This window comes from Fodinibius salsisoli (assembly GCF_026229185.1).
GTDB lineage: Bacteria > Bacteroidota > Rhodothermia > Balneolales > Balneolaceae > Fodinibius > Fodinibius salsisoli.
Map to the genome: position 1 here is coordinate 175,591 of NZ_JAGGJA010000009.1, position 24,419 is coordinate 200,009.

Consider the following 24,419-nt stretch of genomic DNA (forward strand, 5'->3'; position numbering starts at 1 on the left):
TTCAACCCTCCAGCTTTCCGAATGTTAGTTCAGTGCTTGATCAATATCTTTCTGAAGGTCTTCGACTGATTCCAGTCCAACGGCGATACGCATCATGCCTGGCGTAATATTGACAGCCGCCCGTTCATCATCCGTCAGTTTAGAATGGGTTGTAGAAGCTGGATGGGTAGCAATAGTGCGGGTGTCGCCGAGGTTAGCTGATAAAGAGATGGTATCAAGCTTATCCAAAAATGATTTAGCGGCCTCATACCCACCGCTAATGTTAAAAGCGACGACGCCTCCACCTTGTTTCATCTGTTTTTTGGCCAGCTTGTACTGCGGGTGGCTGGGAAGGAAAGGATATTTAACCCATTCTACATTTTGCTGGTCCTCTAAAAATTCTGCCAGTGCCAGTGCATTGCTGCAGTGACGATCCATGCGTGCAGGTAGGGTTTCCAGGCTTTTAGAAAACATCCAGGCATTGAAAGGTGAAAGGGCGGGACCGGAGTGTCGACAAAAGAAATTAATTTCTTCAATATATCGCTCGTGTCCTACAATGACCCCACCAATACCACGTCCCTGTCCGTCAATAAATTTGGTAGCCGAATGCAGAACCACATCTGCACCTGAATTCATTGGTTTTTGTAAATAGGGCGTGGCAAAACAGTTATCAACAATCAGAACCAGGTTATGTGCATCGGCCAGTTGCCCCGCCCACTCCAGGTCGATCAGATCAAGACCAGGGTTTGAGGGTGTTTCCAGAAACAGCACGCGGGTGTTATCCTGGATGAGCTCCTCCCAACTTTCGGGATCGTCAATATCACCATAGGAAAAATCGATACCCCACTTCGGGAGGATGCCGTTGAGAATTTGATGCGAAGATCCGAACAGTGAGCGACAGGCCAACACATGGTCACCCTGTTCAAGAAGCGCCGCCAGGCTTGAAAATATAGCCGACATCCCCGAAGCCGTCGCCACACCTGCCTGGGCTTCTTCCAGCCTACACATTTTAGCCACAAACTCATCCGTATTGGGATTGGAATAACGGCTATACACATTGCCCTCTATTTCGTTTGCAAAAAGTGCGCGGGCATGTTCGGCAGAATCAAAAACAAAGCTTGATGTCATGAAAAGCGGAGTCGAGTGTTCGCGCTGTTCCGACCGCTCTGTTTGCGTACGTATCGATTTCGTTTCAGGGTTTTGCTTGCTCATGAGAGAGTGTTATGCAGATTTGATTTCGTAACTGTGGGTAATCTCAGAAGTCTTTCCCAGTGTTTTGGTAACGGAGCAATACTTATCCAGTGACAAGTTGATGGCTCGTTCTACTTTGGCTTCATCCAACTCGCCGGTGAAAATATAGTGCAGGTGGATGGTAGTAAACTCTGAATACGTATCTTTTTTCTGGCGATCGCCTTCAATCTCTACCTTGAGGTCCTGTAAATCTTGTTTTTGCTTCTCGAGGATATTCATAATGTCGATTGAGCTACAGCCACCGGCACCGGCCAGCAACAATTGCATGGGACTAAAGCCGCCTTCGAGGCCCCCAATACTGGTGGAGCCATCCATTCGGGTCAGCCCCCCTTCTTCATTTGCGGCTTCCATGTGTCTGTCTTTAAGATGGTCAATCGTAATTTTCATGGATAAATATTCAGAATTAAATAACAATTTTAGAAAGCTGAACTTACATAAATAGGGGGAGGGAATAAAGGTTTGGTATGGAAAATATCCTGTGATGAAGAGTTGTTTATCCATTACAGGAATTTAGCCAGATAGCCCCAGGAAAGTAACCTTATATTCGTAGCTCATCACCTTTATTTGTGAGAACTGTGTTTAAATTATTAGAATAATTCAAATTGGAATACTACATAATGATAACAGATGAATAGAGAAACCTGTTAGGGGCATGAAGATATAGTGGTCATCAGTTGATTTGGCACAAGCGAGACGCTTGCGCCAGTAGAGAAAGCTTAATCTTTTACTTCGACTGTACGACTTAGTACCGATTCATCCGGTTGCTGGATATTGATTTCAAAGGATCCTTCCAGCGGAGGCGGTACCTTAAAAACCGTATCCAATTGAACAATTGCATCAAAGCAACCGATATCATCTCCCTCGGTCAATTCACCAACCAATTTTAAATCAAGGGAGGAAGACGTTCTCGATGACTCAAATCGTTCAAATGAGTAGCAGCCGTTGGGTCCGACCGTTCCGAAAGGGCGAACAGTGAGCGTGTCGTCCGAGGCCACTTCAGATGGAACGTTGATGCTATCAACCTTTATGGTAAATGTGCTTGATTGGGTATCGCCATTGATCACAGAACATCCTGCTCCTATAACAAGTGCGAAAAGCAGAATAAGTAGATAATAAACTCTTGATTTTAACATAGCTCACCTTTTTCTATATAAGATCCATGGTTTATTATGTTAATAGATAACAAAAGCTAAATCAAATGAGATATGGGATATTGGGCAGTCTGCCTAGCTTAGAAATATAATAACTGGTGGTTTGGGCACAAGCGAGACGCTTGCGCCAGTAGAAAGTAATCTCCAATTAGAAGTTGTAAAAGGAGATTGCTGCACTGCGTTCGAGATGACAGTTAAGTTTTGCAAAGTCTCCCATTTTTTGGCCGAATGAAAAGAGTTTATTTATGTCGTTCTTCAAGGCGCTCAATGATTTGTGCCAGCGGTAACTCTTTTTCAGTTAAAAGAACCAGCAAATGATACAGGAGGTCTGACACTTCATCTTTGAAGTCATCCGGATTATCATTTTTGGCCTCGATAATGGTTTCGACGGCCTCTTCGCCCACCTTCTGGGCAATTTCATCGATACCATCCTGAAAAAGCGAAGTGGTGTAGGAGCCTTCGGGAAGTTCCTGCTTTCGGCTTTGGATCAGTGTTTCCAACTTTGCCAGGAACCGGAGATTATCTTTAGGGGTAAAATCTTTTTGAAAGAAACAAGACTGATGGCCCGTGTGGCAGGTCGGTCCTTGTGGATGCGCCAGCACCAGCAGCGTATCATCATCACAATCCTGCTGGAGATCCACCAGTTCCAAGTAGTTTTCGGAGGTTTCGCCTTTGGTCCACAGGCGTTGCTTACTGCGACTATAAAAGGTAACCCGCCCTTTGCTGAGCGTCATTTCAACTGCTTCTTTATTCATATAGCCAAGCATCAGTACCTGGAAGTTATCCGCATCCTGAATGATAGCGGGAATGAGTCCATCGCCTTTAGAAAAGTCTAAACTGTCAATGTCGATCATAATGAAAATATTGCGTGTTTCGTGCTGCGTATTTGGTTAAGCAGAGATACGCAATGCGCAGTACGAATTATTCTAAGTTGTTTGCCGCACCGGAATGTTGGCTTTGTTAAGTTCTTGCTTTAGCGTTTCAATCTCTATCTCGCTAAAATGAAAGATGCTGGCAGCAAGTACGGCATCGGCGTGGCCCTGCTCAATAGCATCGATACAGTGTTGGATGGTGCCGGCTCCACCGCTGGCAATTACCGGGATAGAGATGATGTCATTAACGGCAGCAAGAAGATCCAGATCGAAGCCAGATTTGGTGCCGTCGCGATCCATGCTGGTAAGTAAAATTTCGCCGGCTCCTCGTTCTTCGACTTCTTCAATCCACCTCAAGGCATCTTTCCCGGTATTCTTGGATCCCCCGGAAATAAAGACAGTCCACTCATCGCCGGTATGCTTCGCATCCACAGCCGCTACAATACACTGAGAGCCAAACTGTTGTGAAGCTTCATTGATGAGATCGGGATTTCGAACGATAGCGCTGTTTAGGGATACTTTGTCAGCTCCGGCGTGCAGCAGGTCGGCTATTTCATCCACGCTTCCAATGCCGCCACCCACGGTGAAGGGGATATCAATGTGGCGTGAAATTTTTTCAACCAGCTCAATAAGCGTTTTTCGTTTTTCTTTGGTAGCGGTGATATCCAGAAATACCAGTTCGTCGGCGCCTTCTTCAGCGTACCGCTGGGCCAGCTCTACCGGGTCTCCGGCATCACGTAGCCCTACAAAATTGACGCCCTTGACCGTACGGCCATCTTTAATGTCTAAACACGGGATGATCCGTTTTGCCAGCATATTCGTTCGCTTTAACTGTTTTTAATATATTGGTTTGAATGAAAGGCCAAAGTTAACAGTTACAGGTCCGTAAATCATTATTAATTTTAGGTAAATGTTCCGAATTCTTAAGCAACTTATTTTATTCATCATTGAGTGGTGTTCAAAAGTAGCGGCTCCGCTTGCGGCCTTTATCAGTATGGGCGTTCAGGGTGGATTGCTCTATAAAATTTTGGCGGGCTTTCAATCCTTGCCTGAAGCTATCCAAGAGATCATATGGTGGGTTAAAAGTATTCCCCAAGTTGGAAGCATTGTGGATGATTATAATACGTTGACGGCCGCTGACTTCAATCAAAAATATGGGGCAGGAGCTGTTAATTATGTGATGGACTATTTGAATGACGGGTTGGCCTATCTTCAGCAGGTGTATCAAAACCTGGTTAAGCAGCCAATAAGTACGCTTTTAGCGGCTACCATTGTATTTTTGATATTTTATCTGTTAGCGCGCATAGTTCGCTTTATCCGACAAGAGGGACAGGGGTCGTTTATAACAAAGTTTGAGCGCCGCACGGGCGAGCGAATTTTTAAAGCAAAGAATACAGGCACAGGGGATCCTGAAAACAGTACTTGGATGTAGAGGACTGATGATTTTGTGTTGAGTGGGAGTTTAAGTTTTATTTGAATCGTGTATAAATTGCCTCTACAGCTGTTTTAGGAGCGAATTTTATGGTAAACTGTCAGTGTAGAAAACATTAATAACTAATTCAGAGGTGATAGTTATGGCAAAAGGAAGCGAATGTCCCAAGTGTGGAGCAACAGCAGTTGAACCATGCCACCAAGAACCAAAGGTGGATTGTGTTCGAGACGATGAAAAGTAATTAGTAATAGTATTTAGACAGAAAAGCCGTCCTGTTAATTCAGGGCGGCTTTTTTCTTTTTAGGGTAGTTATTGATAATAAGGAATGTGTAATACATATGGATGGAGGGTTAATGTCGCTATAAAATTTTAAGCCATATTACGACACATGAAGAAAGAAGCCTTAGCGCTATTTATTATCGTTTTTTGTTTAGCCGGTTGCTCATCACTGTTTAGCGACGAGAAGCAAGCAGATAAGAAAAAAGAATTGCCCAGGGAGCTCACCACGCATGAAAAGCAAATCGTTTCATCAGGGAATGCGTTCAGCTTCAATATTTTTAGAAAGGTAGTTGCTGATGAAACAGATAAAAACATTTTTATTTCACCACTAAGCATTTCCATGGCCCTGGGGATGACGCTTAACGGGGCCGCCGGTTCTACCAGGGCAGGGATGAAGGAAACACTGGATATGAGTGAAATGGAGCTACAGGAAATCAACCAATCCTACCAAACCCTCATATCGTTGTTGCTGGGGGCCGATCCCAAGGTGAAGATGCGTATCGGAAATTCCTTATGGGGACGCAAGGGATTTGATATTAGCCAATCTTTCAAAGATACGCTTAAAACTTATTTTGGTGCACGGGTAGATTCACTTGATTTCAGTAATCCCTCTTCCGTAGACACCATTAATGGCTGGGTGGAAGAGCAGACGAACGGACGCATTGAGCAGATTATTGAAGAAATTCCACCTAATATGGTACTCTACCTTATTAACGCCATCTATTTTAAAGCAGACTGGCTGTACCAATTTGATTCGGAGGATACCCAGCCGGAAGACTTCCACCTGGAAGATGGTTCGACGGTACAGGTGGATATGATGAATAAGAAGATACCGGTAGCGACCTATACCTCAGAGAAGGTAGCGATGGCTGACCTCGCTTATAGCGACAGCCTCTTTACCATGACGATCCTTATGTCCGGCGATTCAGAGACGTCGATTGAGGATTTTGTGCAGGAGTCGCTGACTGCCTCGAATGTTACCAGCTGGATTGGTCAGCTGAAATCCAGACATATAATGACGGGGGTTCCTAAGTTTGAATCGGACTACAAAAAGAAGCTGAATGACATCCTCATTGCCATGGGGATGGATGAGGCGTTTGACGGACGAGCTGATTTTTCAAAGATTAATCCCCATGCCGCGCTGCGCATCAGCGAAGTGATGCACAAGGCCAACATCATCGTCAATGAAGAGGGAAGTGAAGCTGCTGCGGTTACCTCCGTGGGCATAGTTGAGACGGCTTCGTCTTCATTTATTGTAAACCGCCCGTTTGTATACCTGATCCGAGAACGAACCAGTGGCACTATTTTATTTATGGGAATGATGAAGGATCCATCTCAATAGTTAAAATTGAAAAAGGATAATTATGCAAATTATAGCTCGATATCAGTCACCTGTTTTTATTAGCTGCTTCTTACTGGTTTCTGTCTGCATTTCAGGATGTGGTTTATTGTCCGGTGGGGATGGAGAAAAGGAGGAAAATAGGGATCAATATAAATTTGAAGTTCAAATTAAAGAAGAGAAATGGAGTGGGTATTCACACGGAGAACTATCTGATGGTAACCTTAGAATTAATGGTATTAAAGAAAACAGCGAATGTTGGGTGAGGAGTGTTTATTTTACCATTCCTGAATTTAATGGCGCTGGCTCTTATCCAATATTTGACAGTTCTTATGCTCAAATAATCGGTTGTGATGGACATAAATCATTGGGAAGTAACCCCGACACTACGGGCACGGCAACGATTACCAGTTATGATGAGGCTTCAAATTTGGTTGTGGGAACGTTTGAGTTTGAGCTCAGGGCGTATTATAGCTTAGACAATGTGCCGGCTGGAGAAAAATATCATCTCACGGGTAGTTTTGAAGTGAAACTGGAAGATAAATAACGAACAAATTCTAAGGTACAACAGGTTATAAACATAGAATCTACTATGAATCGATATCCAGCAAACATAATAGCTTTTATTGGAATCTTAACGTTTTTAACAAGCTGTTCACTGTTTAATGATGACGATCCGGAACGGACCTATCCCCGGGCATTTGACTTTGAAGTCACCAGCTTGCAGAATTTGGTTGAGACTCAGCCAACCGACTCTCTGAATGTAGAAGTATATGTCACTGACATTATGCTTGAACGTGATTGTTCAAATGCCCCGTATGCCTTGTGTTTCGGAGATGGCATCTTTGTATCAGATACGAAAAATCCTGGTGAAGAAAATATTAACTATCCCATTGGTGTCGATAATCCCCGGCAATTTCAGCAGGGACAACGGTACAGAATGTCATTCAGTATTGAATATACAGGCACCGACGACCAATACACTTCCCGTCGGTTTATGGGGTATAGCAAAATTGATTAAAACACTGGATTAGAACTTTAGCTATGATGTATGATGAATAGCCTATATTCAGGAAAAAGAATCGTTGTAACCATTATTAGTTTAATGATGCTGATAAGTTGTTCGTTATTAGAAAACAATAACGGCAATGATGAGACCAGGCGCACCTACCCGGAGGCTTATGGTTTTGAACTATCAACTGTTTATAAAATGAAAACCGAGGTAGAACCGCCCGACTCCCTGGATGTCAATGCTTATGTAACGGCTGTCTTTAAATGTCCTGATAATGCTGCGTGTTTTGTACCTGACGGTATTATGATATCTGATTCGTTGAATGCCCAATCGTTGGAGTCCCAAATACATCTTACGGTAGAAAAACCGCTGCAATTTACCGAAGATCAACGCTATCGCATGTCGCTGGATCTCTCACCCTGGCCGGGTAATGGAGAAAAACGGTTTAGATTGTTGGGGTACAGTGTGTTTAACAACAAAAACTAAACAACTACATTATTGATTATGAAATATCTTTTACCGCTAACACTATTCGTACTCGCTGGTTTTATGATCAGCTGTTCCGATAATCCGGCAGATGTAAAACCGGGAGACATCCAAATAGAAGCCACTGAAACAGCTTTAAAGGTATTGAATGGAGGCGAAAGCGCTATTTACTATTTTGCTGTAGAACGAAATTTAGCTGCAAGAATTAATTGGGCCCCAATTTCAGAAAAAGAAAATGAAATAAAAGTGGGTCAGTCTAAGCAAATTTCACTTGAAGATCTTAAAATGAAACAAGGTGACCAGGGTTTATTCTATTACTGGACAGCTAAAGAACCGAAGCCTGGAGATATACGACATATCATTGTAGAGACTGAATAATGCTATATATTACTTTTGCTGCCAGTACTGTAAATAGTGGAATGCCAAGAATTACTATAGACTAATTTAGTAGTTGAGAATGGCCACGTGGCTAAGTCTGTATTTGAGATTTATGGCAAAAGAGTAAAAGGGCCGGCCTGAAATAGTTTATATTCTGACCCGTTCGCCTTCCTGATCTTTATGAATCATTGTTTAAGCAGCAATTTTGCCAGCTTTTCGGCCTGAACACGGATGTCAGGTACAGCTAATACCTCTCATAATAGCCCTTTCATAATTGGGCCCAGTGTGTAGAGCATGCCAGAATTTTTTTTCTGACTAATAACAGCACCGTTTGGAAGCGAATCTATACCAAGGTGCGTGGTCCCCGGACAAATCAAACCGCGCTTCAGCAGGTTTCTCACCATAGGATGATCGATTTTTCGGTAATCGGACTCCGGGCCGATGCAATTTATGACCCGATTCCTGGTCACAGTCTTCCCGACAATCCTCCTCGGGTAGTTATGATTCTATTCATCTCTCCCTTATCCTTTTCAGGAATTTGTCGAAAATAGTCTGCTGAACAACCGACGGCTTGTGCCGGAGTAGATCCTCATAGATTATTGAGTCATGGTTGTTGGGTTGTGTTTCGGCATTGGTGCCATAATATGAACATAGGGAGTGTCGCGCCACATTACCCAGGGGCCACCACTATCAGGAGTTTCAGGCAATCCCTCCAGCATCTCCGGATCGGGTACTATGATCATCAGATGAGGAACGGGATCCGTCATCCATTCGTTGTCTTCCGTCGGCCCTTCGGCGTATGGATCTGTATTGCTTTCAGGGGTTCCGCCCTGCAACATATAGCCAAAGCCTATTTGAGTTATATTGACATCCTCTTTATTCATCCATGCTTCAGCCCATTGCATCCACGGCTCATCCAGGCACATCGGATCATTCCCCGGAGTATCGGGCATATTTGGAAGGCAGGTAAACTCGTTGGAACCTTCTTTGAGTAAAGGCATCTCTTCACCGGGATTAGCCGGCCAATCACGGATAGTTGCATCTTGAGCTATTGAAAGGGGAGCAGCGCTCATCGCACTTTCAATTTTTGCATCCTTATCCATATCCATGTGTGACATCTGTTCTTGAGCTTGTACTGGAACCGCAAAAAGTAATATTGCAATTCCCACTTTTAGTCCGTGTTTCATCACTATCCTCCATTTTGAATAACATTAAGAGGGGCAACCGGATTTGGAGATGATAGTCTTGGATCCCAAAAAGCACTCAATTATTAATTAACAAAAATATTTGTTAAAAAGCTATCCTAAGCAACCCATAGAAAAGAAATATCGATGCTATTTCTCTTATTTGGAGAATCTATGTTGAGCACACCTTTGTTCTAAATCATTCATATGCCCGGTGGGGGAATGAAAATATCACCAATGCATGGGTTTTGAACTCATCCGTTTATATTCATAATTATCTTCGGATTACACGTTGGAAACGTCAATGATGATGTCTCAATGAGAATATCAACAGCTCGGCTTGCTGCTGATCATGGGTATTCCGTGAAATTAGATGAACTGTTCCCCGGGGCTCCCACCACATTTCTCCTGCCTCAAATATTTTGACCTTTTCTCCTTTAAGTTGGTTTTCAATGGTTCCCTTCAATACATAAACAAATGTTGCGTAGTCATGCATGTGTCTTGGCGCTTCTGCACCGGGAGGGAATTGAATTTTAGATACTTTCACGTTCTTATAATCGATATCGGGGGTTTTTTGAAGGAAAATATCCTGTATCACTAAATTATGATCGTCGTTATCCTGTGCTTGAGCACTCATCGGCAAAACAGCCTGGAACAGAATAAATAATAGAATAGAAATTTTAGACTTCATGATGGTTTCAAATGTAGGTAAAGTTACATTTTTATTGATTGGCCGTATTATTGGTTTTTATTCCTTCCGTATGCCACAAAGCAAGCATAAAAGCCCCTGCTGAGGCGGTAAAAACGGAATAGTCTAATGCTCCTTTGATACTATTCGAAAGGGTGATTCCCAATATGAAAGTGAACAGCAAAAATCCACTTAAAAGAGCAGCCCATCGTGTGCGAAATCCGAAAATGAGAGCCAAGCCAAGGCCAATTTCGCCTGCTGTAACAAACCACCCGAGAAGAGGGATTAAATCAGTAGGCAGGTAAGGGTTAAGGGTCGCAGTATAACTCAAAAAGTTTTGGAAATTTCCCCAAGCTACATTTGCAGTCCCGGGGGGACCCCACAAGCCGAAACGGTCGGCAACGGCTGAGAGGAAGGTGAATCCCAAAGCAAGTCGTAGATAAATGGGGACGTATTTTTTAAAATTGTTGAGTGCATTGACCATCATTTTCTTGATTAATTATTTACCATTAGCAATTTCCAGTATCTTTTGAATCTTTGTGCCCAAGTTAGCAAGCTTCTGGACTGAGCTGGGGGAGAGGTTCCGAATTTGGTTATGCCATGATACTACTGCTTCCAGAAATTCAAGCATATCGGATAAGCGTTCCTCCATGTAAAGCTCATTATCACCTTTTCCCTCACCTTCGAGCGATTCCAGGCTTTCGTGCAAATTATCGAGAGTAGGCTCAAATTCCCGTCGCCTTCGTTCAGCAGCAATATTCTGGAACGTCTCCCATACATCTTCCAGAGCCTTAAAATGATCCCTGGAGTCTCCCAATTTCTGAGTAACAGTGACGATGCCCCAGTTTTGAAGTTCTCGCAGACTCGTACTGACATTAGATCTTGACAGTGATAACGTTTCTGTTATCTCATCTGCCGGTAGCGGATCGGGATGGAAGAACAGGAGGGCATAAATCTGGGCGACGGATCTATTGATTCCCCACCTGGTACCCATTTTTCCCCAGTGAAGAACAAGATTTTCCAGCGCTGGTGATAATTGCATAAAGAGTATTTCTTTTATTTCAGTATTGACTGAAATTACTGAATATATAGAATATTGGCAAAAAAGTTTTGCGTATAGGTCACTGTGGGTAAATCTGTAATGTCTAACTGAGGGTTTTGAAAAACATCAGACAGCTCATTATGTCGTCCGATGGATCCTTTTAGAACTTATTAACCCGCCTGACTGCAAAATAAGCGTTGGGATGGGGTAGTATTGCAAAGTCGCCAAATTTGCTTTTAGACTTATTGATGGGCAAGGGCGGAAGGAGTCTGGCAGCCTACGATGGCCGGCGCTTTTTGGATGAGCTCATCGTTTTCCAAAGCTTCAACCATAAAAAGAGCGAAGTCTATGCGTCGGGTCAGGTTACTTTCAAGAATGGGATCTCCAACATGTTCACTCCATACCGGCAGGCCCTGGCTTTCGCCTTCTTCAAGATCGCTGCCCCGTACGACGGTCCATTTAGTGTCGCTGGCAAATATTCGATCACAGGCTTCCACCTGATCATCCAGGTCTACATAACCAACCTTCTTGGCTATCCAGCCGGCAATATTAACCAGGAACTTAATTTTCCATGAGTACACATCTTTCCCATCTCTGCTGATATGCCAGCCGCAAGAAAAGATGAGCCGGGCATGGGGCTCCGCAAAATCAAGCACGGCCTGTGCGGTTCCGGATGAATAATTATCCGTACCCCAGGGTACCAATACGGTAAGCACGCCATCACAACCCGATACGGCCTTTTCAACGATTGACCTGTCGTTTGTCCTTCCCGGGACAATGGTCATTTGATCTATAAATGGGTCCAGCTTTTCGACACTCTGCTCCCGGCAAACGCCTACAACTTCATAGCCTTTATCCAGGGCATGTTGAACCATATATTTTCCGAGCTTTCCGGAGGCACCGATAATGCAGACTTTTTGCATTGTCTTCTTAAAGAGTTAAAGGTTATTTGCTTTATGAACTTTAGCATCAAGTAATGACAAGAAAATTGAGGTATAAGAGGACTTTGAATAATGTAATATAAAATATTTGACTTCATTCATTCGATGTAAAATCGGCTTCATTGCGCTCAGGCTGATGTCAGGTTGAGCGCAGAAAAACAAAGTGGAGCGTAGTTGAAAATATCACCCAGCAAAAACGGCTGAGAAAAATGCCTGATTTTTTCAAAGGGACCTTTGTAAAACTAAGCTTGTCATCCTGAATTTAGTTCAGGATCTCCTTTGAAAAGCTGCCAAAAGTATATAAGATTCTGAAACAAAGCCTGTCCCGACTGCCGTCGGAGGCCAGAATGACGAGATGTGAGGGGGTTCGCAAAGGCCTCCCAAAGCTATTATCTCCTCATTCCTCTTTTGGCCGGACATACTGTTTATTGTAAAACTCCAAAACATCCCCTTGCAAAATTATCTGAGGTTCAATGGTGTTGCCCAGCTCCAATACTTTTCTCTCTCTAGCGTCGTATGGTGGCCATTTGGGTAACTGCTTACTATTAGGGTTCCCTTCGGAAGCAAAGTTCACCCAATAAGAGCGCATTAAATCGGCTAACTGATGATCCTGCTTTTGCCATGGGCGGTCAACGGCAGTTAAAGTATTAAATACGTAGGCAATTTCAGCCGAATGAAAGGCCCCGTAGCGCTGACTATTGCGACCGGGAGGGACATTGCTAAAGTAATAAAGCCAGGCCTTCTGGCTATGCTGTTTTGTGTGAATCCGTGCTAAGGTATGAGCGCCCCAAGCCATTTCATCCCGCCATCCTTTGTTAAATGAATTCCGGGCCTGTTGGTCTGTTTGATGAGGATAAAGCGCTAAAAAGTTTTTTGCATCTTCACCATAGGTCTGATGAATGATATTTGTAAAGATCTTGGCATCGAGCTTAGGGCCTCTAAGCGTAGTACCCTCATCAGCATTGGATCCAGCTAAAATTGGGATATCATGTTGCCTTCCTTCTTCAAAAATGCTGTATACCTCATCCGGCAGAAACCAACCGTCAATTGAAGGACGAAACGAAAATTGACTGGTTTTATCCAGCAGTTTTGATGCCGGCCAGCTGCGTAAACCCTCTATAGAAGAAGTTCCCAATAGTTTTGTAACCGTTTCCCCATTTTGTTCTGCCTGTTCCAATGCTTGTGTTTTGCCAAAGGTATAAGCTGAACCGCTCTGCAAAATGGCTCGGTCAAAAAGCCCTTTAGTCAATGGAGAAGCCATTAGTTTATTGATACTTCCTGCTCCTGAGGATTGACCAAATACCGTCACATTATTGGGGTTACCGCCAAAAGCGTCAATATTTTGTTGAATCCATTGAAGGGCGGCTACCTGGTCCAGTAACCCATAATTCCCTGATGAGTTGTGTTCAGATTCAGCTGTAAGTTGAGGATGAGCTAACAGGCCGAATATCCCCAGTCGATAATTGAGGGTCACGAGTACCACCCCGCTTTTAGCAAAGGCATTGCCATTAAAGGTTGGCATGGAGCCTGAACCTTGTGAAAAGGCCCCGCCGTGGATCCACATCATCACGGGCCGCAGATTTTCGGCAGACTCGGCTCCGGTCCACACGTTCAGGTAGAGGCAATCTTCGCTCATGGGTTCCGGCTCCTGGAAAAACTCCACCTGATAAAAGCTTCCCTTTGGTGGATGTTTTTGCATGCAAGTAGAAGCAAAGTCAGTTGCATGATAAACTCCTTCCCAAGTTGTGGGGGGCTGAGGAGGTTGCCATCGCAAATCACCTACGGGTGGAGCGGCATAGGGAATTCCTTTATACGCATGAACTGTAGAACCACTTTCCGAAACACCAGTGACCAAGCCAGTGTCTATGCGCAAGGTATCGGGTTGAGCATCTGCAACACCGTAAAAAAGAAAAAGTATAGATAGGACAGAATAAAAAAATTGCTCCATGACTTTAGGCTAATTGTATAGGATACCGGCCGTTGCTCTTACCAGGTACGAAATTAAATGTTAATGAAACAACTGATGATATGAAAGGTGGCAAAAAATAACAGCACCGAAAGAACTGCAGACACCCGATTGGATCCACTTTTTAGGGAGGAGCGTTTTCTGAGGTATCCTATATGGAATAGGAAGCCCAATAGCATATCGGATAGGTCATCACTGTAACGATCCGGTGGACAATCGGCACTCGGATTGATACCGGCTGGGCAACTAACGAAAGATGAGCTTTAAAACCAGGAATGTCTCGTTGAAACACTGGTCATCGGTACCTTTTGATGTTAAATAGTTCATGTCCCGGCACCAATTCTTGCATATCGAGTCGTAAACTCTACCATTTGCCAACCATCAGCAGTGAGTAACTCTATCTCCATTACAACTTCTAATATCAGATGGTCACTTTTTATTGCAATGGATTTATAATGTGGAAGGTCATCGTCTTGATAACCTGATTTTGGTTGAAGCTGAATTGATAATTGTCCTTCGCTTCGAGTAATTTTAAAACGTCTGGGAGCCAAGCCAGTATTATAGTTTATATAAAAGCCTTGGTCTCCCAGATTTGATTCAGGTGGAAAATATTGATCGGGATACGGTAAGTTAAATAAATGCGGGTATTCATTACCGTCCGAATCTTTAAGAATTTGAAGTGACAAAAATGCAACGTCCCAATTGGTGATTTCTTCAAGTAAAAAACGTGAAGATTCTCCATCTAAATCAGCATCAATGGATTGATCAGTGATTGAATGTACGGGTTGCCATGTCCCATTAAATTCTTGATGAAGTTGCTGGTAATTTCCCGAATTACTTACGTGGCAGCCATTAAGAAATAAAAACCCAACTAACATTGGCAGAATTTTAAGGCGATATTTCATAATTAGGGTAAACAGTTTTTAATATATAGGTTGATGAAAGTCTCAGTTTAGGTAAAGTGCCTATAACGATATGGCGCTCAAAGGGTGCACGAATGGATGATGATTGTTGAATTAATAAATAAACGAACAGAGAATTAAAAGCCAAAATAGGGACGTACCCTTCGAAACTTAGCAAAGGTGATAATTCGACCACGGTCACTGAGCCCGGTTGCCAGTTACAGGTTTGAACCAAACGTTTATAGAAATGAAAAAAACGGATAACTGGGTGAGAACTTCCTGCCCCGTCTAACGGGGGCTGCTTGACATTTTCCTTTTTAAAGGGGTTAGCGGTACAACCTAAATAATATTGAAAATTTTGGTTGGGAAATAGCGATCTCGTAATAGAAAGATCAGAAATAGCACATTTTGATCTAGTTCTACTGAAGAATTTGCTCTCTCATGTTTTATCATTTTTGTGTAATCATCTTCATAGGCAAGCTTAAATTTATCATCATTTGATGTTAGAATACTGGGATCATCATAGGTATATAAAGCATCCTGATTTAAAATGTGGTAAAATTCTGGAATTAGTTCGACCGCTTTAAGATCATTTGCAATATCTTCATAAAGTTTTTGATCACCTATTTTATATGAAATATCTAGTACAGCATTTGCGGTAAAACTAGTTGCTAGTTTTGAATATGAGTACCCCTCCAAGTATTCAGAGAGTAATTGCTCAAATTCTTCTTCACGAGTTGAACCTAAGCTTGAAATGCCGATTTCTTTATATCGGTTGGCTAACCAGACTGTAACATTATTCAAATATCGTTTCAACTCTTCTTTTTTGTCAGCCTTATACAAACAAAGTGAAACCAATACAATAGTAATTGCATAATTATCACTTATTGGTCTAAAAGCTCCCTTTTCATCCAATAATTTTAGAATAAGTTGAAAAGCATTTTCCTTCAGTTCATCTGAAGATGAAAATAAATAACAAAAAGAGAGGAGTTCTAAATATTCATGACATAAAATTGGATAGTAAAATATTTTAAAGATACCGCCCTTAGTACTTTCAATAATAGGGTAATCATTGCCTTCTTCAAATATCCCATTTATTTCCACTAGAACCTTTTGGAATAGGCTATCAGTGTACTCTTCAATTATGTCTTTGTATTCGGCGTAAACATCATTTTTTAAGATAACCCTGACTAGAGATGATATAATTAATAATGCTTCGTAATATCGCTTGTCATCTATCAATAACTTTGAGAAAAAATAAGCCTCAAACAAGATTTCTAATCTGTTAATAGGATTATCATAATCATAGTCTAACCACTTTTTGGAATATCTCTCGATCTCCAAAAAGTCAATGTCTTTATGATTTTTTATAGCAGAATAAAATGATATAAAACTACCTGCCGTTTCTGTTGATTTATGTAAGGAATAAAACGGTTCTATACCTACTTTTAAAAATTTCTCAACTAAATAATTTTTATCCCACGTATCACACCTTATTTGATTTAATTTTGTTTCGAGAAACTTATTAAGCTGCTGAAAATTTATACTAGCTGGTTGTTTAATCTCTCCACTTGTAACGAATATGACCTGATAATCTAAGTTAGTATTAAAATTTGGATGGGATAATTTATTGGTGTACGCCTCAATAATTTGAGGTCTCACTTCCTGCCTAAAAGTATTTGTCTTTACGTCTTTAGCCTTTAATTGAAAAGAAAATTGGTGTTCCTTTCCATCTACCTCTTTTTTGGCAATAATATCCTTTCCGAACTCTGTTGAGCTATGGACTATGTGGGTATCATAATATCCCTTTAAGGCTAATAGCTGTCGAAAAGGTTCAAATAATTGTAGCTCTTCAATCGATGAAAGATAATCTTCGATTACGTTTCTCAGCAAAGTATTTCTGTCGTTTTTTATTGATTATGTTTTCTAGTCTTTTCTCTTGTTCTTCAGATACCTCAAGTTTACTTAGCTTATCTGCTAACTCAGATCCAGCAATAATTTGAGGGTATTGAGGGTTTCCTTTTTCGTCGAAAGCTATTTTTATTTGTTCAATTGTATCAATGACATGATCCGCTGTAATTTCTTTCCCTTCTAGACTCGTAACATTACCTGTCAAGTCAGTAACCTTTTGCAAATCTTTGATCATCATTTCATGGACTTGCTGAATATGATTTTGACCTGACTCAAATAGTTGAATTGCTAATTTTTCTAAATCATAGTCTTCTATTTCTGAAAATTTTATTTCAAGGGTGTTACCAATTTTTTCTTTTTCTGTAATTAGTTCTTCTTCATCCATCTCATACCTATGTCCACCAAGATGGATATCTGCATGACTTTGAATTTGTCCTAATAATGGATCCTTTGAAATTAGGTGCTCGAAATATTTTTTGACCAATCGAGCATCGAGAATTGGAAACTGATTCATGTCTTTCAAGGTGACTTAATTTGTACCGCTAACGACCCTGCGCATAAGCTGCACGCGAATGAATGTTGAATTAGCAACTAACGAAAGAAGAGTCATAAAACCAAGAGGAGCAAAGAATAGGCGAGGTGCGTCCGCGTTAATGCGCGTGATATTGTTCATGGCCTCCTCCAAGGCTACATTACGTTTTTACCCATAAGAAACCAAAGGAGGAAAAACCATGAACCTATATACCGGTACCCACCGATATTACTGCGGAATTGATTTGCATGCAAGAACCATGTATGTCTGTATCCTGGACAAAGATGGACAAAAGGTCTATCACAAAAACATACCCTGCAAACCAGAACGTTTTCTTCAGGCTATTGAACCTTTCCGGGCCGATCTGGTCGTCGGCGTGGAATGTATTTTCTGCTGGTATTGGATAGCTGATTTATGCAAGAAGGAAGGGATTGACTTCATCTTGGGGCACGCCCTGTACATGCGGGCCATCCACGGCGTAAAAACTAAGAACGACCGCATTGACTCGCTGAAAATCGCCCGTCTGATACGCGGCGGCAATTTCCCGATGGCGTGCGCCCGTCCGCCCGAAATGCGGCCCACGCGGGACCTAATGCGCCGGCGCATCCATTTTGTACGCAAGCGGGCCGAACTGTTAGGGCATATCCAGAATACGACAAGCCAGTATAACTTGGAGCCATTGGGGACCTTGTCCCGTCCCCATCATCGCCGGGACAAAGATATCGTGGGCTACTTTCCGGATCCGGTGGTCCGCCTTATGGTCGAAACTGATCTGAAGCTGATCGATTTCTATGATCCGATTATTAAAGAGTTGGACCGGCAGATCCTCGCCTTAGCCAAAGGACACGACCCTACGAGTCTGTATCTTCTAAAAAGTATTAAAGGTGTAGGGGATGTACTGGCCCTGACGATGCTCTACGAAATTCACGAGATGAACCGGTTCCCCTCCCGTAGGGAGTTTTGTTCCTATGCACGGCTGGTGGCCGGCAAAAGTCTTCGGCTGGAAAGAACTATGGAACCACGGGGGGGATTGGCAACCCCCATTTGAGGTGGGCTTTCTCGGAAGCGTCTTTGCTGTACCTGCGAGGCAATAAACAGGCCGAGAAATACTATAATCGTCTGATCAGCCGGCACGGGAAAGGAAAGGCTTTGACCATCATTGCCAAGCGCCTGGGCGTGGTGGTGTATTATATGCTCAAGCGGCGGGAACCGTTCAATGAACACAAATTTCTAAACAATGCGATGATGTCTACAACAACTGCAAACGTATAAATGGGGAGCTGCCGTCAGCCCGACGTATAACTAAGACCTATGGTAAGAGCCTTTTGTTCAGCCTATTCATTATGACTGCACCGCAGATCATTATCCGGCTGACCAGGCCGTAACGCCCAGCTCGCACCGCTTGATTGGAGGCGGCAGCGGCCCCTGGATTTTTCGATACCTGGCATATGGATTGGTTGCCAGAACCATCGGCATGTACTGCCCCTGCTCCGAGGTGCTCCATAACTGGAATGGGGGATTCTTCCCATATCCCCGCGCTTGATCATCCGGGCTCAGGGTACGCAATATGTTCTATGGCCGTCCCACAAACCGCGGGACCGAGTAACGAATCGGTTTTCTGACCGACCGTTGGTCGTTGAGCCTCTATATGTGTTTGGTGCAGTCATGAACCTGCAAACCATCGTTGAATACTGCTTGTAGTACACCTACACCTCCACAGGAAAGGTATCGAAATTGTGTAGGCGAGGAAGGATTTTTCTTGCCAGAAAATGCTATAGCCTATTGACATTGGAGGCCATATATAGGTTATGTACCTAATACTTTTTGATTCGGCTTGAGTAAATACCACCCAGTCCCAAAACAATGAACAAACCACCTAGTAGGAAACCGGCTTTTCTGTTACCATTGTCCAATTCCGTTCCATGTTCTGGACTCAAAAATATATTTCCGGTTTCCAAACCACGGACTATTTTATAATTACTTTCACTTCTTTTTATCCAAAGGGTAGCTTCCTTTTGATCTTTCAGGTAACGTAGTAGATTAGACGCTTCGTAATTATCTTTCCACATTGAGCGATTAAGTTCATATTTATTTGACCCTTTTTCGAAGATAATTTCAAAAGATCGATAACCATCCCGCAGCCAAACATCATCAAATTCTAGCTCAACTTTTTCATAATCTGAAGTTCTAACAATTGGGGTGGTAAGGAAAGCACCGGTTATTAATAAACCAATAATTGCAGTGACAAGCCCGGTCCAAAAGTAGGCTTTTTTCTTACCATACTTTTTCCCAAAGAAATCGGAAATTTTTGAACCTATTATCCCTCCAATTACTCCACTACTCATAAGTGATGAATTTATTTAGGTACATAACGACATGGCGCATAAGCTGCGTGCAGGCCAACGTTTATTTAAAAATAGAATGTACTACAGAAATTGAGTAACCTCAAAATCGGCAAGAAAGGGCGAGGCACGTCAGCTTAATGCGTATTCTAAGAGTAAGTCAACTCATGTTATGGCCTCGTGCTGATGTATTTTTACGTATGGGGTTCCTCGGTTGATCACCGCAAAGACCCGATAAAGCAGTTTGCATATTACCGCATTCCTCACGCTTTGGGGATGTTTGCCTTCCCCGCACTTACGCTCGTAGTAGGCCCGCAGCTCCGGATCATATTGGATAGCCGAATGTACCCCATTGAGCAATAAGGATTTCAGCCGTTGGCACCGCCACCGGCTGACTCGGTCGGGGCTCTTCTTCTGGCCTGATTGCTTTGGGAACGGCGCACTGCCCGCAAAGCAGGCCAATTGCCGGGCGTTGTCAAACCGGGTAAACCCTTCAGTATAGACCAACAACCAACCGGCAATTACAGGACCGATACCTGGAATACTTGCCAGCAAATCATATTGGCCTTCGGTGGTGTTGTACTTGTGAAGCAAGGATTTAATGGTCCGATCAACCAGCTTGAGTTGCTTAGTCAACCCATCATGCTGGAGTTGCATTTGTTCATTAATCTCTGTCAGATCCGCTACCTGACTGGTTAAGGTATTGGCTTTGATGCCATTAATTAGGGCCGTTCGCATTTTCACCAGTTTCTCCCGCCAGAGCAGCCAACCGCGTAATTCAAGTAACATTTTCGAGGGCAGGCGACTGGGAGACAACCGGTCTTGGAAGCGCCACAAGTACTCAGCCAGGCGGCGAGCATCAATGGGATCAGACTTTCCCCGACGGATACCCAAAGAGAGCTGAACCTGGACGGCCGAAACCACCACATAACAAATCCCGGATTCTTCTAATATGGTCGCCAGCAACAGCCCATAGGGGCCGGTGTGTTCAAAACAAACGATAAGCTCATGCAGGCGGATGTTACCTCGTTTCCATCGGCCAATCATTTTGTGGATTCCTTTTGGAGTGTTTGCTGCTTGGCCGTTTTTACGTGAGTTATTTTGGCTGTCGTTTACCTGCCAGTCCAACCGCTGTTTTGAGATGTCAATACCTATATAATAGCTGGCTTCCATGAGATTTTCTCCTATATTTATAAGTGGAATGATGGCCGCTTACTGGATAGGACCAGCCACTATTACCTTTATAAGCTCGTTGGGCTTATATTCTAACTAGTGCCTTCTGGTCTGGAACCCTGCCGGGGACTCATACGCATGATAGCTCGAAAGCTAGCGGGTTATATAGGTCACCCCGGCGGGGTCCAGTAGCGGTTATACCACCAAAGTAAGTAGTAATTTTCTTAGAGGTAATCTAAAGGCTGGTTATAAGGCGAACTTATTTACTAATAGTCTAATTTATCACGTTGTGCCATTTCATCCATTCTCTTAGCATCTTGCTCATAATTACGGGCAAGTCGTTCTAAAATTTCTGCAGTATTAGGATATTTGTTTTTAAGACTATCTGCTTGGTTTTGGAAGAAGTTAGAATGTTCTCTTTCTATATCGCCTCCCTCAAAGGGGCCTCTTGTAGAAGAGCCTCTTTTATTAAAGGTTGCAGTTGAGAAACCATCTTTCATGCTTTCAGTGTTTATTGTATCAATAACTTTACAAATTTCCTCAGGTGGCCAAGGTTCAATATTTTCAGGATATTCAGCTAGTACTTTCCCAATCTGCAAATCGGCTATTTCTAGGTATCCTCTTTCATTTGCAATTTTTCGAGATTCTTCTATCCAATCCCTCAGAAATTCATAATTTAAATTATTGGATTCATCAGTACCTGGAATCCTATTCCAAGTGGAAAGTAAATCATAGGTATATTCTGCTCTTTTCTTTAACTGTTCTTCTGAAAGACTTTTATCTTTGTCTTCTTTATCAGATTTGTAGATCCAGCTTAATACATCAACAAAAAATTTAGGATTTTTAGCAAGTTCTTTATGAAGTAGTTTCGGTTTTCGTATAGATCCATAACTGGTCAAAACTTGTAGATAAAGCCATTCTAAATGTACAAAAGTTGATTCATCGACATCTTCTCTTTCGTCAAGGACTTCGAATAAGTTGTTAATTTCATATCCTTGGAAATGAATGTCTTCTTCTGACTTCGATGTCGCACCCTGTTCTAGTAATTTTACTAATTTATCTGAAGGAAAATCATCAGTATTAATGGAGGCAATTTTTATAGCGCTTAAATGACGACCTACCATTATTAGTTTATTAATTCCAATCAATCTTTCTTCAATTGGTAAATTACTAAATGCTGGTCTAATAGTATTCCAGTATTCTATTTCAAGTTCTTCACTTGTATTTTCAATGAATTTCCAAACTTTTCTATTTTGACTTAAAGGAATAAAAAGATGCACCAAATGCACATCTTGAAAATCTTCTTCAGCCAATTTTTCATAAAGTTTGAATATCCAATCATATCCTAATTCATTGCTTTTTTTATTAACGAAACCATGGATAAATTCAATATGGTTTTCTCCCAGTTTCAATAGGTCTATTATTGACTTAATTTCCTTCTTTTCAGTGATTAGCTCTGCTAAAGTCGACCCAAAAATCCATGGTTCCCCAACTCTATCACTTAATAATATAACTCCATCTATCCCTACCTCTTGATATATGGACCTTAGTGCATCGACCCGCTTAGTGTTTATTTCTTCTTCTAGTTTTTCGTATGAATCTCCTATTTTCTTTTTACCCTCAACTAGATCTGGCCAATGTTCATCAAACAACCAGAGATATTTTTGAACCGGATCTTGGGGCTCAAGTTTTATATATAGTTGTTCATAACTATCTAAAATATTTTCACTCAATGCCCATTTAGCATCAGAATGAGTTCGATGCTTTGAAAGGATTTCTCTTAATTTGTACCATACAGAAAAATCTTCTTGATTTATCTCTGAAAGATTAGACTCAATAGTATTTAATATGGCTTTCCTATCCTTGGGAATAACTCCAAGAGAAGTTGATTTATCTATTATTGTGGCAACTTTTGTTTCAGAGTAATCGAGGTATTTTAGTGCTAATTTTGTGATATAAGAATAAGTATCATGTATTTCTTGTCTTGAGTAACTCATATCATAACTCTTATCAAATAGTCTCCATCTCATTTTGTAGGTTGGATGAGCAATACCACGTATGTTAGGGAACAAGTTAATAAGCAATGTCCAACCAATTTCATATTCATTTTTGATAATTTCCTCAATTGTCTCCATCCTTTCTTCAAAAGATGCAAATGTCTGATAATGCCAAGGCAGGTAAATTTCTGTTAAACTATTGATTGGCCTATTAGTAAGATTTCCTCCAGGATCCAATTTTGCTAACTGAGCTAATAATGATGATGATTGGTAAAGATATTTTGGATCCCAAGCTAAACATTCCAAGGCCCATAATAATCCTGTATGTCGGCTAGTAGGAGAAAGCACACCCTCTTCTTCAGTAAACATAGTCATTATTGGTTTCTTCTGTTTTGAGAGGGATTCTTTAACAGCTTTAATAAAACTATCCGGAGATGCTTCAGCTATTAGAGGCATTTCCTGATTTCGAGAAGCCCAAAGCTTTCCAGGAGCATCAAGTAACAAATCGTCAATGATTGAATCAGCCCACTCTTGAGGATTGATATTATTTCTGACTTTTAGACTTTCACCATATAAAGCAATTAATATTATTGATTGTATTAAACCTTCTCGGCACCAACTACTATAAATGGATTCTTTTCCCTTTATTGAAGCCATTTTTCTTTCTTCTGGGGCGAGTTCGAATACAGGATCTATCTCTTCAAACACTTCAAGGAATAGAGTTCGAATTTTATTTAGATCTTCATCAGTAATTAAATTGGAAAGATTTGTCCAGGCATCTAAAGGTGAGGTAAGTCGCCAAGTAGAACCAATTTTCATTAAAGGTGGGGCTTCAACTTTTAGCCATTTCATTAGTCTACCTGAATATTCCTTATAATCTTCTCCAGATATTTTTTCGAGAATTTCCCGATCTCCTTCTTTTGATTCATCCCACCTGCCAACTAACAAAGCTGGGATTAGTTCGTTAGCTTCATCTTGGTGTGCCCACTTATGTTTACTTAACGGAAAACCTAATTGCTTTTTGAGGATCGTTATATTTCTGCCTGATTCTCTTGAAAGTCTCTTCGATTCATCTTTAGGTATCCCCATATCAACCAGTGCATTGACTTGACCATCTCGATCAATGAGGGGCAAATCTATTATATTTTGGTTGTTAAATGAATCATCAGGACCTGCCGGTATAATTACATGGTGACCGTTGCTAACTGCGCTATATACAATTTTTGATTCCTCAAAATTGGTTATTAGAATTAAGTTTCCATTGTTTTTTTTCAAACCACGAAAACTGTTCTTATCCTCAAGGATTAAAGTTCTGGATTTTAAGGATTCAGCTTGATGTGGTTGAGATTGCAATATCGAAGCAATAGTAAAAGCAACAGCTTCTTCTTTGGTGGAACCTCTTACTATTTTAAGATCAGCTTCTCCTGATAAAAAGTTAGGGTCTAGTGAAGCATAGCATATTATAAAAGTTTGTAACATATTGCTATGCAATGAATAATAAGTATTATAAGCGTTCAAAAATTTCTGAAGCTAAATTTCGGCAACTGATCCGCTATTTTGCG

24 protein-coding genes and 2 pseudogenes are annotated in these 24,419 nt (G+C 41.7%); 8 read left to right on the forward strand and 18 right to left on the reverse strand.

Features of this window, described 5'->3' with window-relative positions; translation table 11 throughout:
* Positions 1 to 24 precede the first annotated feature (24 nt).
* From J6I44_RS14220 to hisF, 5 genes are all read right to left on the reverse strand, one after another.
* Entirely contained in the window at positions 25 to 1,191 is a 1,167-nt protein-coding gene (locus J6I44_RS14220; protein ID WP_265766815.1) for a trans-sulfuration enzyme family protein, read from the reverse strand.
* A gap of 9 nt (positions 1,192 to 1,200) precedes the next feature.
* A complete protein-coding gene (locus tag J6I44_RS14225; RefSeq protein ID WP_265766816.1) occupies positions 1,201 to 1,617 on the reverse strand; it encodes an OsmC family protein in 417 nt (138 codons plus the stop codon).
* 329 nt (positions 1,618 to 1,946) lie between these two features.
* Entirely contained in the window at positions 1,947 to 2,363 is a 417-nt protein-coding gene (locus tag J6I44_RS14230; RefSeq protein WP_265766817.1) for a hypothetical protein, read from the reverse strand.
* Positions 2,364 to 2,620: 257 nt separating this feature from the next.
* On the reverse strand, positions 2,621 to 3,235 hold the full coding sequence (gene hisIE, locus J6I44_RS14235; RefSeq protein WP_265766818.1) for a bifunctional phosphoribosyl-AMP cyclohydrolase/phosphoribosyl-ATP diphosphatase HisIE: 615 nt from the start codon (positions 3,233 to 3,235) through the stop codon (positions 2,621 to 2,623).
* Between the two features lie 72 nt (positions 3,236 to 3,307).
* Positions 3,308 to 4,069 carry an imidazole glycerol phosphate synthase subunit HisF gene (hisF, locus tag J6I44_RS14240; protein WP_265766819.1) on the reverse strand — a complete coding sequence of 254 codons (762 nt, stop codon included), beginning with the start codon at positions 4,067 to 4,069 and terminating at the stop codon, positions 3,308 to 3,310.
* Between the two features lie 94 nt (positions 4,070 to 4,163).
* Between hisF and J6I44_RS14245 the strand changes: the two genes are divergently transcribed.
* The 6 genes from J6I44_RS14245 to J6I44_RS14270 all read left to right on the forward strand — a co-directional run bounded on the left by J6I44_RS14245 (position 4,164) and on the right by J6I44_RS14270 (position 8,179).
* Complete coding sequence (locus J6I44_RS14245) at positions 4,164 to 4,685, forward strand: hypothetical protein (RefSeq protein ID WP_265766820.1); 522 nt, start codon at positions 4,164 to 4,166, stop codon at positions 4,683 to 4,685.
* Positions 4,686 to 5,073: 388 nt separating this feature from the next.
* Positions 5,074 to 6,306 carry a serpin family protein gene (locus J6I44_RS14250; protein WP_265766821.1) on the forward strand — a complete coding sequence of 411 codons (1,233 nt, stop codon included), beginning with the start codon at positions 5,074 to 5,076 and terminating at the stop codon, positions 6,304 to 6,306.
* 22 nt (positions 6,307 to 6,328) lie between these two features.
* Complete coding sequence (locus J6I44_RS14255; RefSeq protein WP_265766822.1) at positions 6,329 to 6,850, forward strand: hypothetical protein; 522 nt, start codon at positions 6,329 to 6,331, stop codon at positions 6,848 to 6,850.
* Between the two features lie 45 nt (positions 6,851 to 6,895).
* On the forward strand, positions 6,896 to 7,324 hold the full coding sequence (locus tag J6I44_RS14260; RefSeq protein WP_265766823.1) for a hypothetical protein: 429 nt from the start codon (positions 6,896 to 6,898) through the stop codon (positions 7,322 to 7,324).
* Between the two features lie 84 nt (positions 7,325 to 7,408).
* Positions 7,409 to 7,801, forward strand: a complete 393-nt coding sequence (locus J6I44_RS14265) for a hypothetical protein (RefSeq protein WP_265766824.1) — start codon at positions 7,409 to 7,411, stop codon at positions 7,799 to 7,801.
* An 18-nt stretch (positions 7,802 to 7,819) separates the two neighbouring features.
* On the forward strand, positions 7,820 to 8,179 hold the full coding sequence (locus tag J6I44_RS14270; protein WP_265766825.1) for a hypothetical protein: 360 nt from the start codon (positions 7,820 to 7,822) through the stop codon (positions 8,177 to 8,179).
* A 596-nt stretch (positions 8,180 to 8,775) separates the two neighbouring features.
* Here the strand turns inward: J6I44_RS14270 and J6I44_RS14275 are convergent.
* The 9 genes from J6I44_RS14275 to J6I44_RS14315 form a co-directional block, all read right to left on the reverse strand.
* Entirely contained in the window at positions 8,776 to 9,366 is a 591-nt protein-coding gene (locus J6I44_RS14275) for a hypothetical protein (RefSeq protein WP_265766826.1), read from the reverse strand.
* A 298-nt stretch (positions 9,367 to 9,664) separates the two neighbouring features.
* Positions 9,665 to 10,054: a cupin domain-containing protein gene (locus tag J6I44_RS14280; RefSeq protein WP_265766827.1), complete on the reverse strand. Its 390-nt coding sequence runs from the start codon at positions 10,052 to 10,054 to the stop codon at positions 9,665 to 9,667.
* A 31-nt stretch (positions 10,055 to 10,085) separates the two neighbouring features.
* A complete protein-coding gene (locus J6I44_RS14285; protein WP_265766828.1) occupies positions 10,086 to 10,538 on the reverse strand; it encodes a MauE/DoxX family redox-associated membrane protein in 453 nt (150 codons plus the stop codon).
* A 12-nt stretch (positions 10,539 to 10,550) separates the two neighbouring features.
* Positions 10,551 to 11,093, reverse strand: a complete 543-nt coding sequence (locus J6I44_RS14290; protein ID WP_265766829.1) for a GbsR/MarR family transcriptional regulator — start codon at positions 11,091 to 11,093, stop codon at positions 10,551 to 10,553.
* A gap of 242 nt (positions 11,094 to 11,335) precedes the next feature.
* The gene (locus J6I44_RS14295; protein ID WP_265766830.1) at positions 11,336 to 12,016 is read right to left on the reverse strand and encodes an NAD(P)-dependent oxidoreductase; all 681 of its coding nucleotides are present in this window, start codon (positions 12,014 to 12,016) and stop codon (positions 11,336 to 11,338) included.
* Positions 12,017 to 12,431: 415 nt separating this feature from the next.
* Positions 12,432 to 13,982 carry a carboxylesterase/lipase family protein gene (locus J6I44_RS14300; protein WP_265766831.1) on the reverse strand — a complete coding sequence of 517 codons (1,551 nt, stop codon included), beginning with the start codon at positions 13,980 to 13,982 and terminating at the stop codon, positions 12,432 to 12,434.
* 341 nt (positions 13,983 to 14,323) lie between these two features.
* Complete coding sequence (locus J6I44_RS14305) at positions 14,324 to 14,905, reverse strand: hypothetical protein (protein WP_265766832.1); 582 nt, start codon at positions 14,903 to 14,905, stop codon at positions 14,324 to 14,326.
* A 336-nt stretch (positions 14,906 to 15,241) separates the two neighbouring features.
* Positions 15,242 to 16,795 carry a restriction endonuclease gene (locus tag J6I44_RS14310; RefSeq protein ID WP_265766833.1) on the reverse strand — a complete coding sequence of 518 codons (1,554 nt, stop codon included), beginning with the start codon at positions 16,793 to 16,795 and terminating at the stop codon, positions 15,242 to 15,244.
* Positions 16,755 to 17,327 carry a hypothetical protein gene (locus J6I44_RS14315; protein ID WP_265766834.1) on the reverse strand — a complete coding sequence of 191 codons (573 nt, stop codon included), beginning with the start codon at positions 17,325 to 17,327 and terminating at the stop codon, positions 16,755 to 16,757. Before J6I44_RS14315 ends, J6I44_RS14310 begins: the two co-directional genes overlap by 41 nt.
* 217 nt (positions 17,328 to 17,544) lie before the next feature.
* On the opposite strand from J6I44_RS14315, the pseudogene J6I44_RS14320 reads away from it, so the two are divergent.
* Positions 17,545 to 18,617, forward strand: a pseudogene (locus tag J6I44_RS14320) (IS110 family RNA-guided transposase).
* 90 nt (positions 18,618 to 18,707) lie between these two features.
* Here J6I44_RS14320 and J6I44_RS14325 read toward each other — a convergent pair.
* The 4 genes from J6I44_RS14325 to J6I44_RS14340 all read right to left on the reverse strand — a co-directional run bounded on the left by J6I44_RS14325 (position 18,708) and on the right by J6I44_RS14340 (position 24,336).
* Positions 18,708 to 18,911, reverse strand: coding sequence for a hypothetical protein (locus J6I44_RS14325; RefSeq protein WP_265766835.1), 204 nt, complete (start codon positions 18,909 to 18,911; stop codon positions 18,708 to 18,710).
* 248 nt (positions 18,912 to 19,159) lie between these two features.
* The gene (locus tag J6I44_RS14330) at positions 19,160 to 19,690 is read right to left on the reverse strand and encodes a hypothetical protein (RefSeq protein WP_265766836.1); all 531 of its coding nucleotides are present in this window, start codon (positions 19,688 to 19,690) and stop codon (positions 19,160 to 19,162) included.
* A gap of 162 nt (positions 19,691 to 19,852) precedes the next feature.
* Positions 19,853 to 20,860, reverse strand: a complete 1,008-nt coding sequence (locus tag J6I44_RS14335) for an IS110 family RNA-guided transposase (RefSeq protein WP_265766837.1) — start codon at positions 20,858 to 20,860, stop codon at positions 19,853 to 19,855.
* Positions 20,861 to 21,126: 266 nt separating this feature from the next.
* Positions 21,127 to 24,336 (reverse strand): hypothetical protein, encoded by a 3,210-nt coding sequence (locus J6I44_RS14340; RefSeq protein ID WP_265766838.1) that lies wholly within the window; start codon positions 24,334 to 24,336, stop codon positions 21,127 to 21,129.
* Between the two features lie 11 nt (positions 24,337 to 24,347).
* Between J6I44_RS14340 and J6I44_RS14345 the strand changes: the two are divergent.
* Positions 24,348 to 24,419, forward strand: a pseudogene (locus J6I44_RS14345) (IS1595 family transposase); the annotation flags it as partial.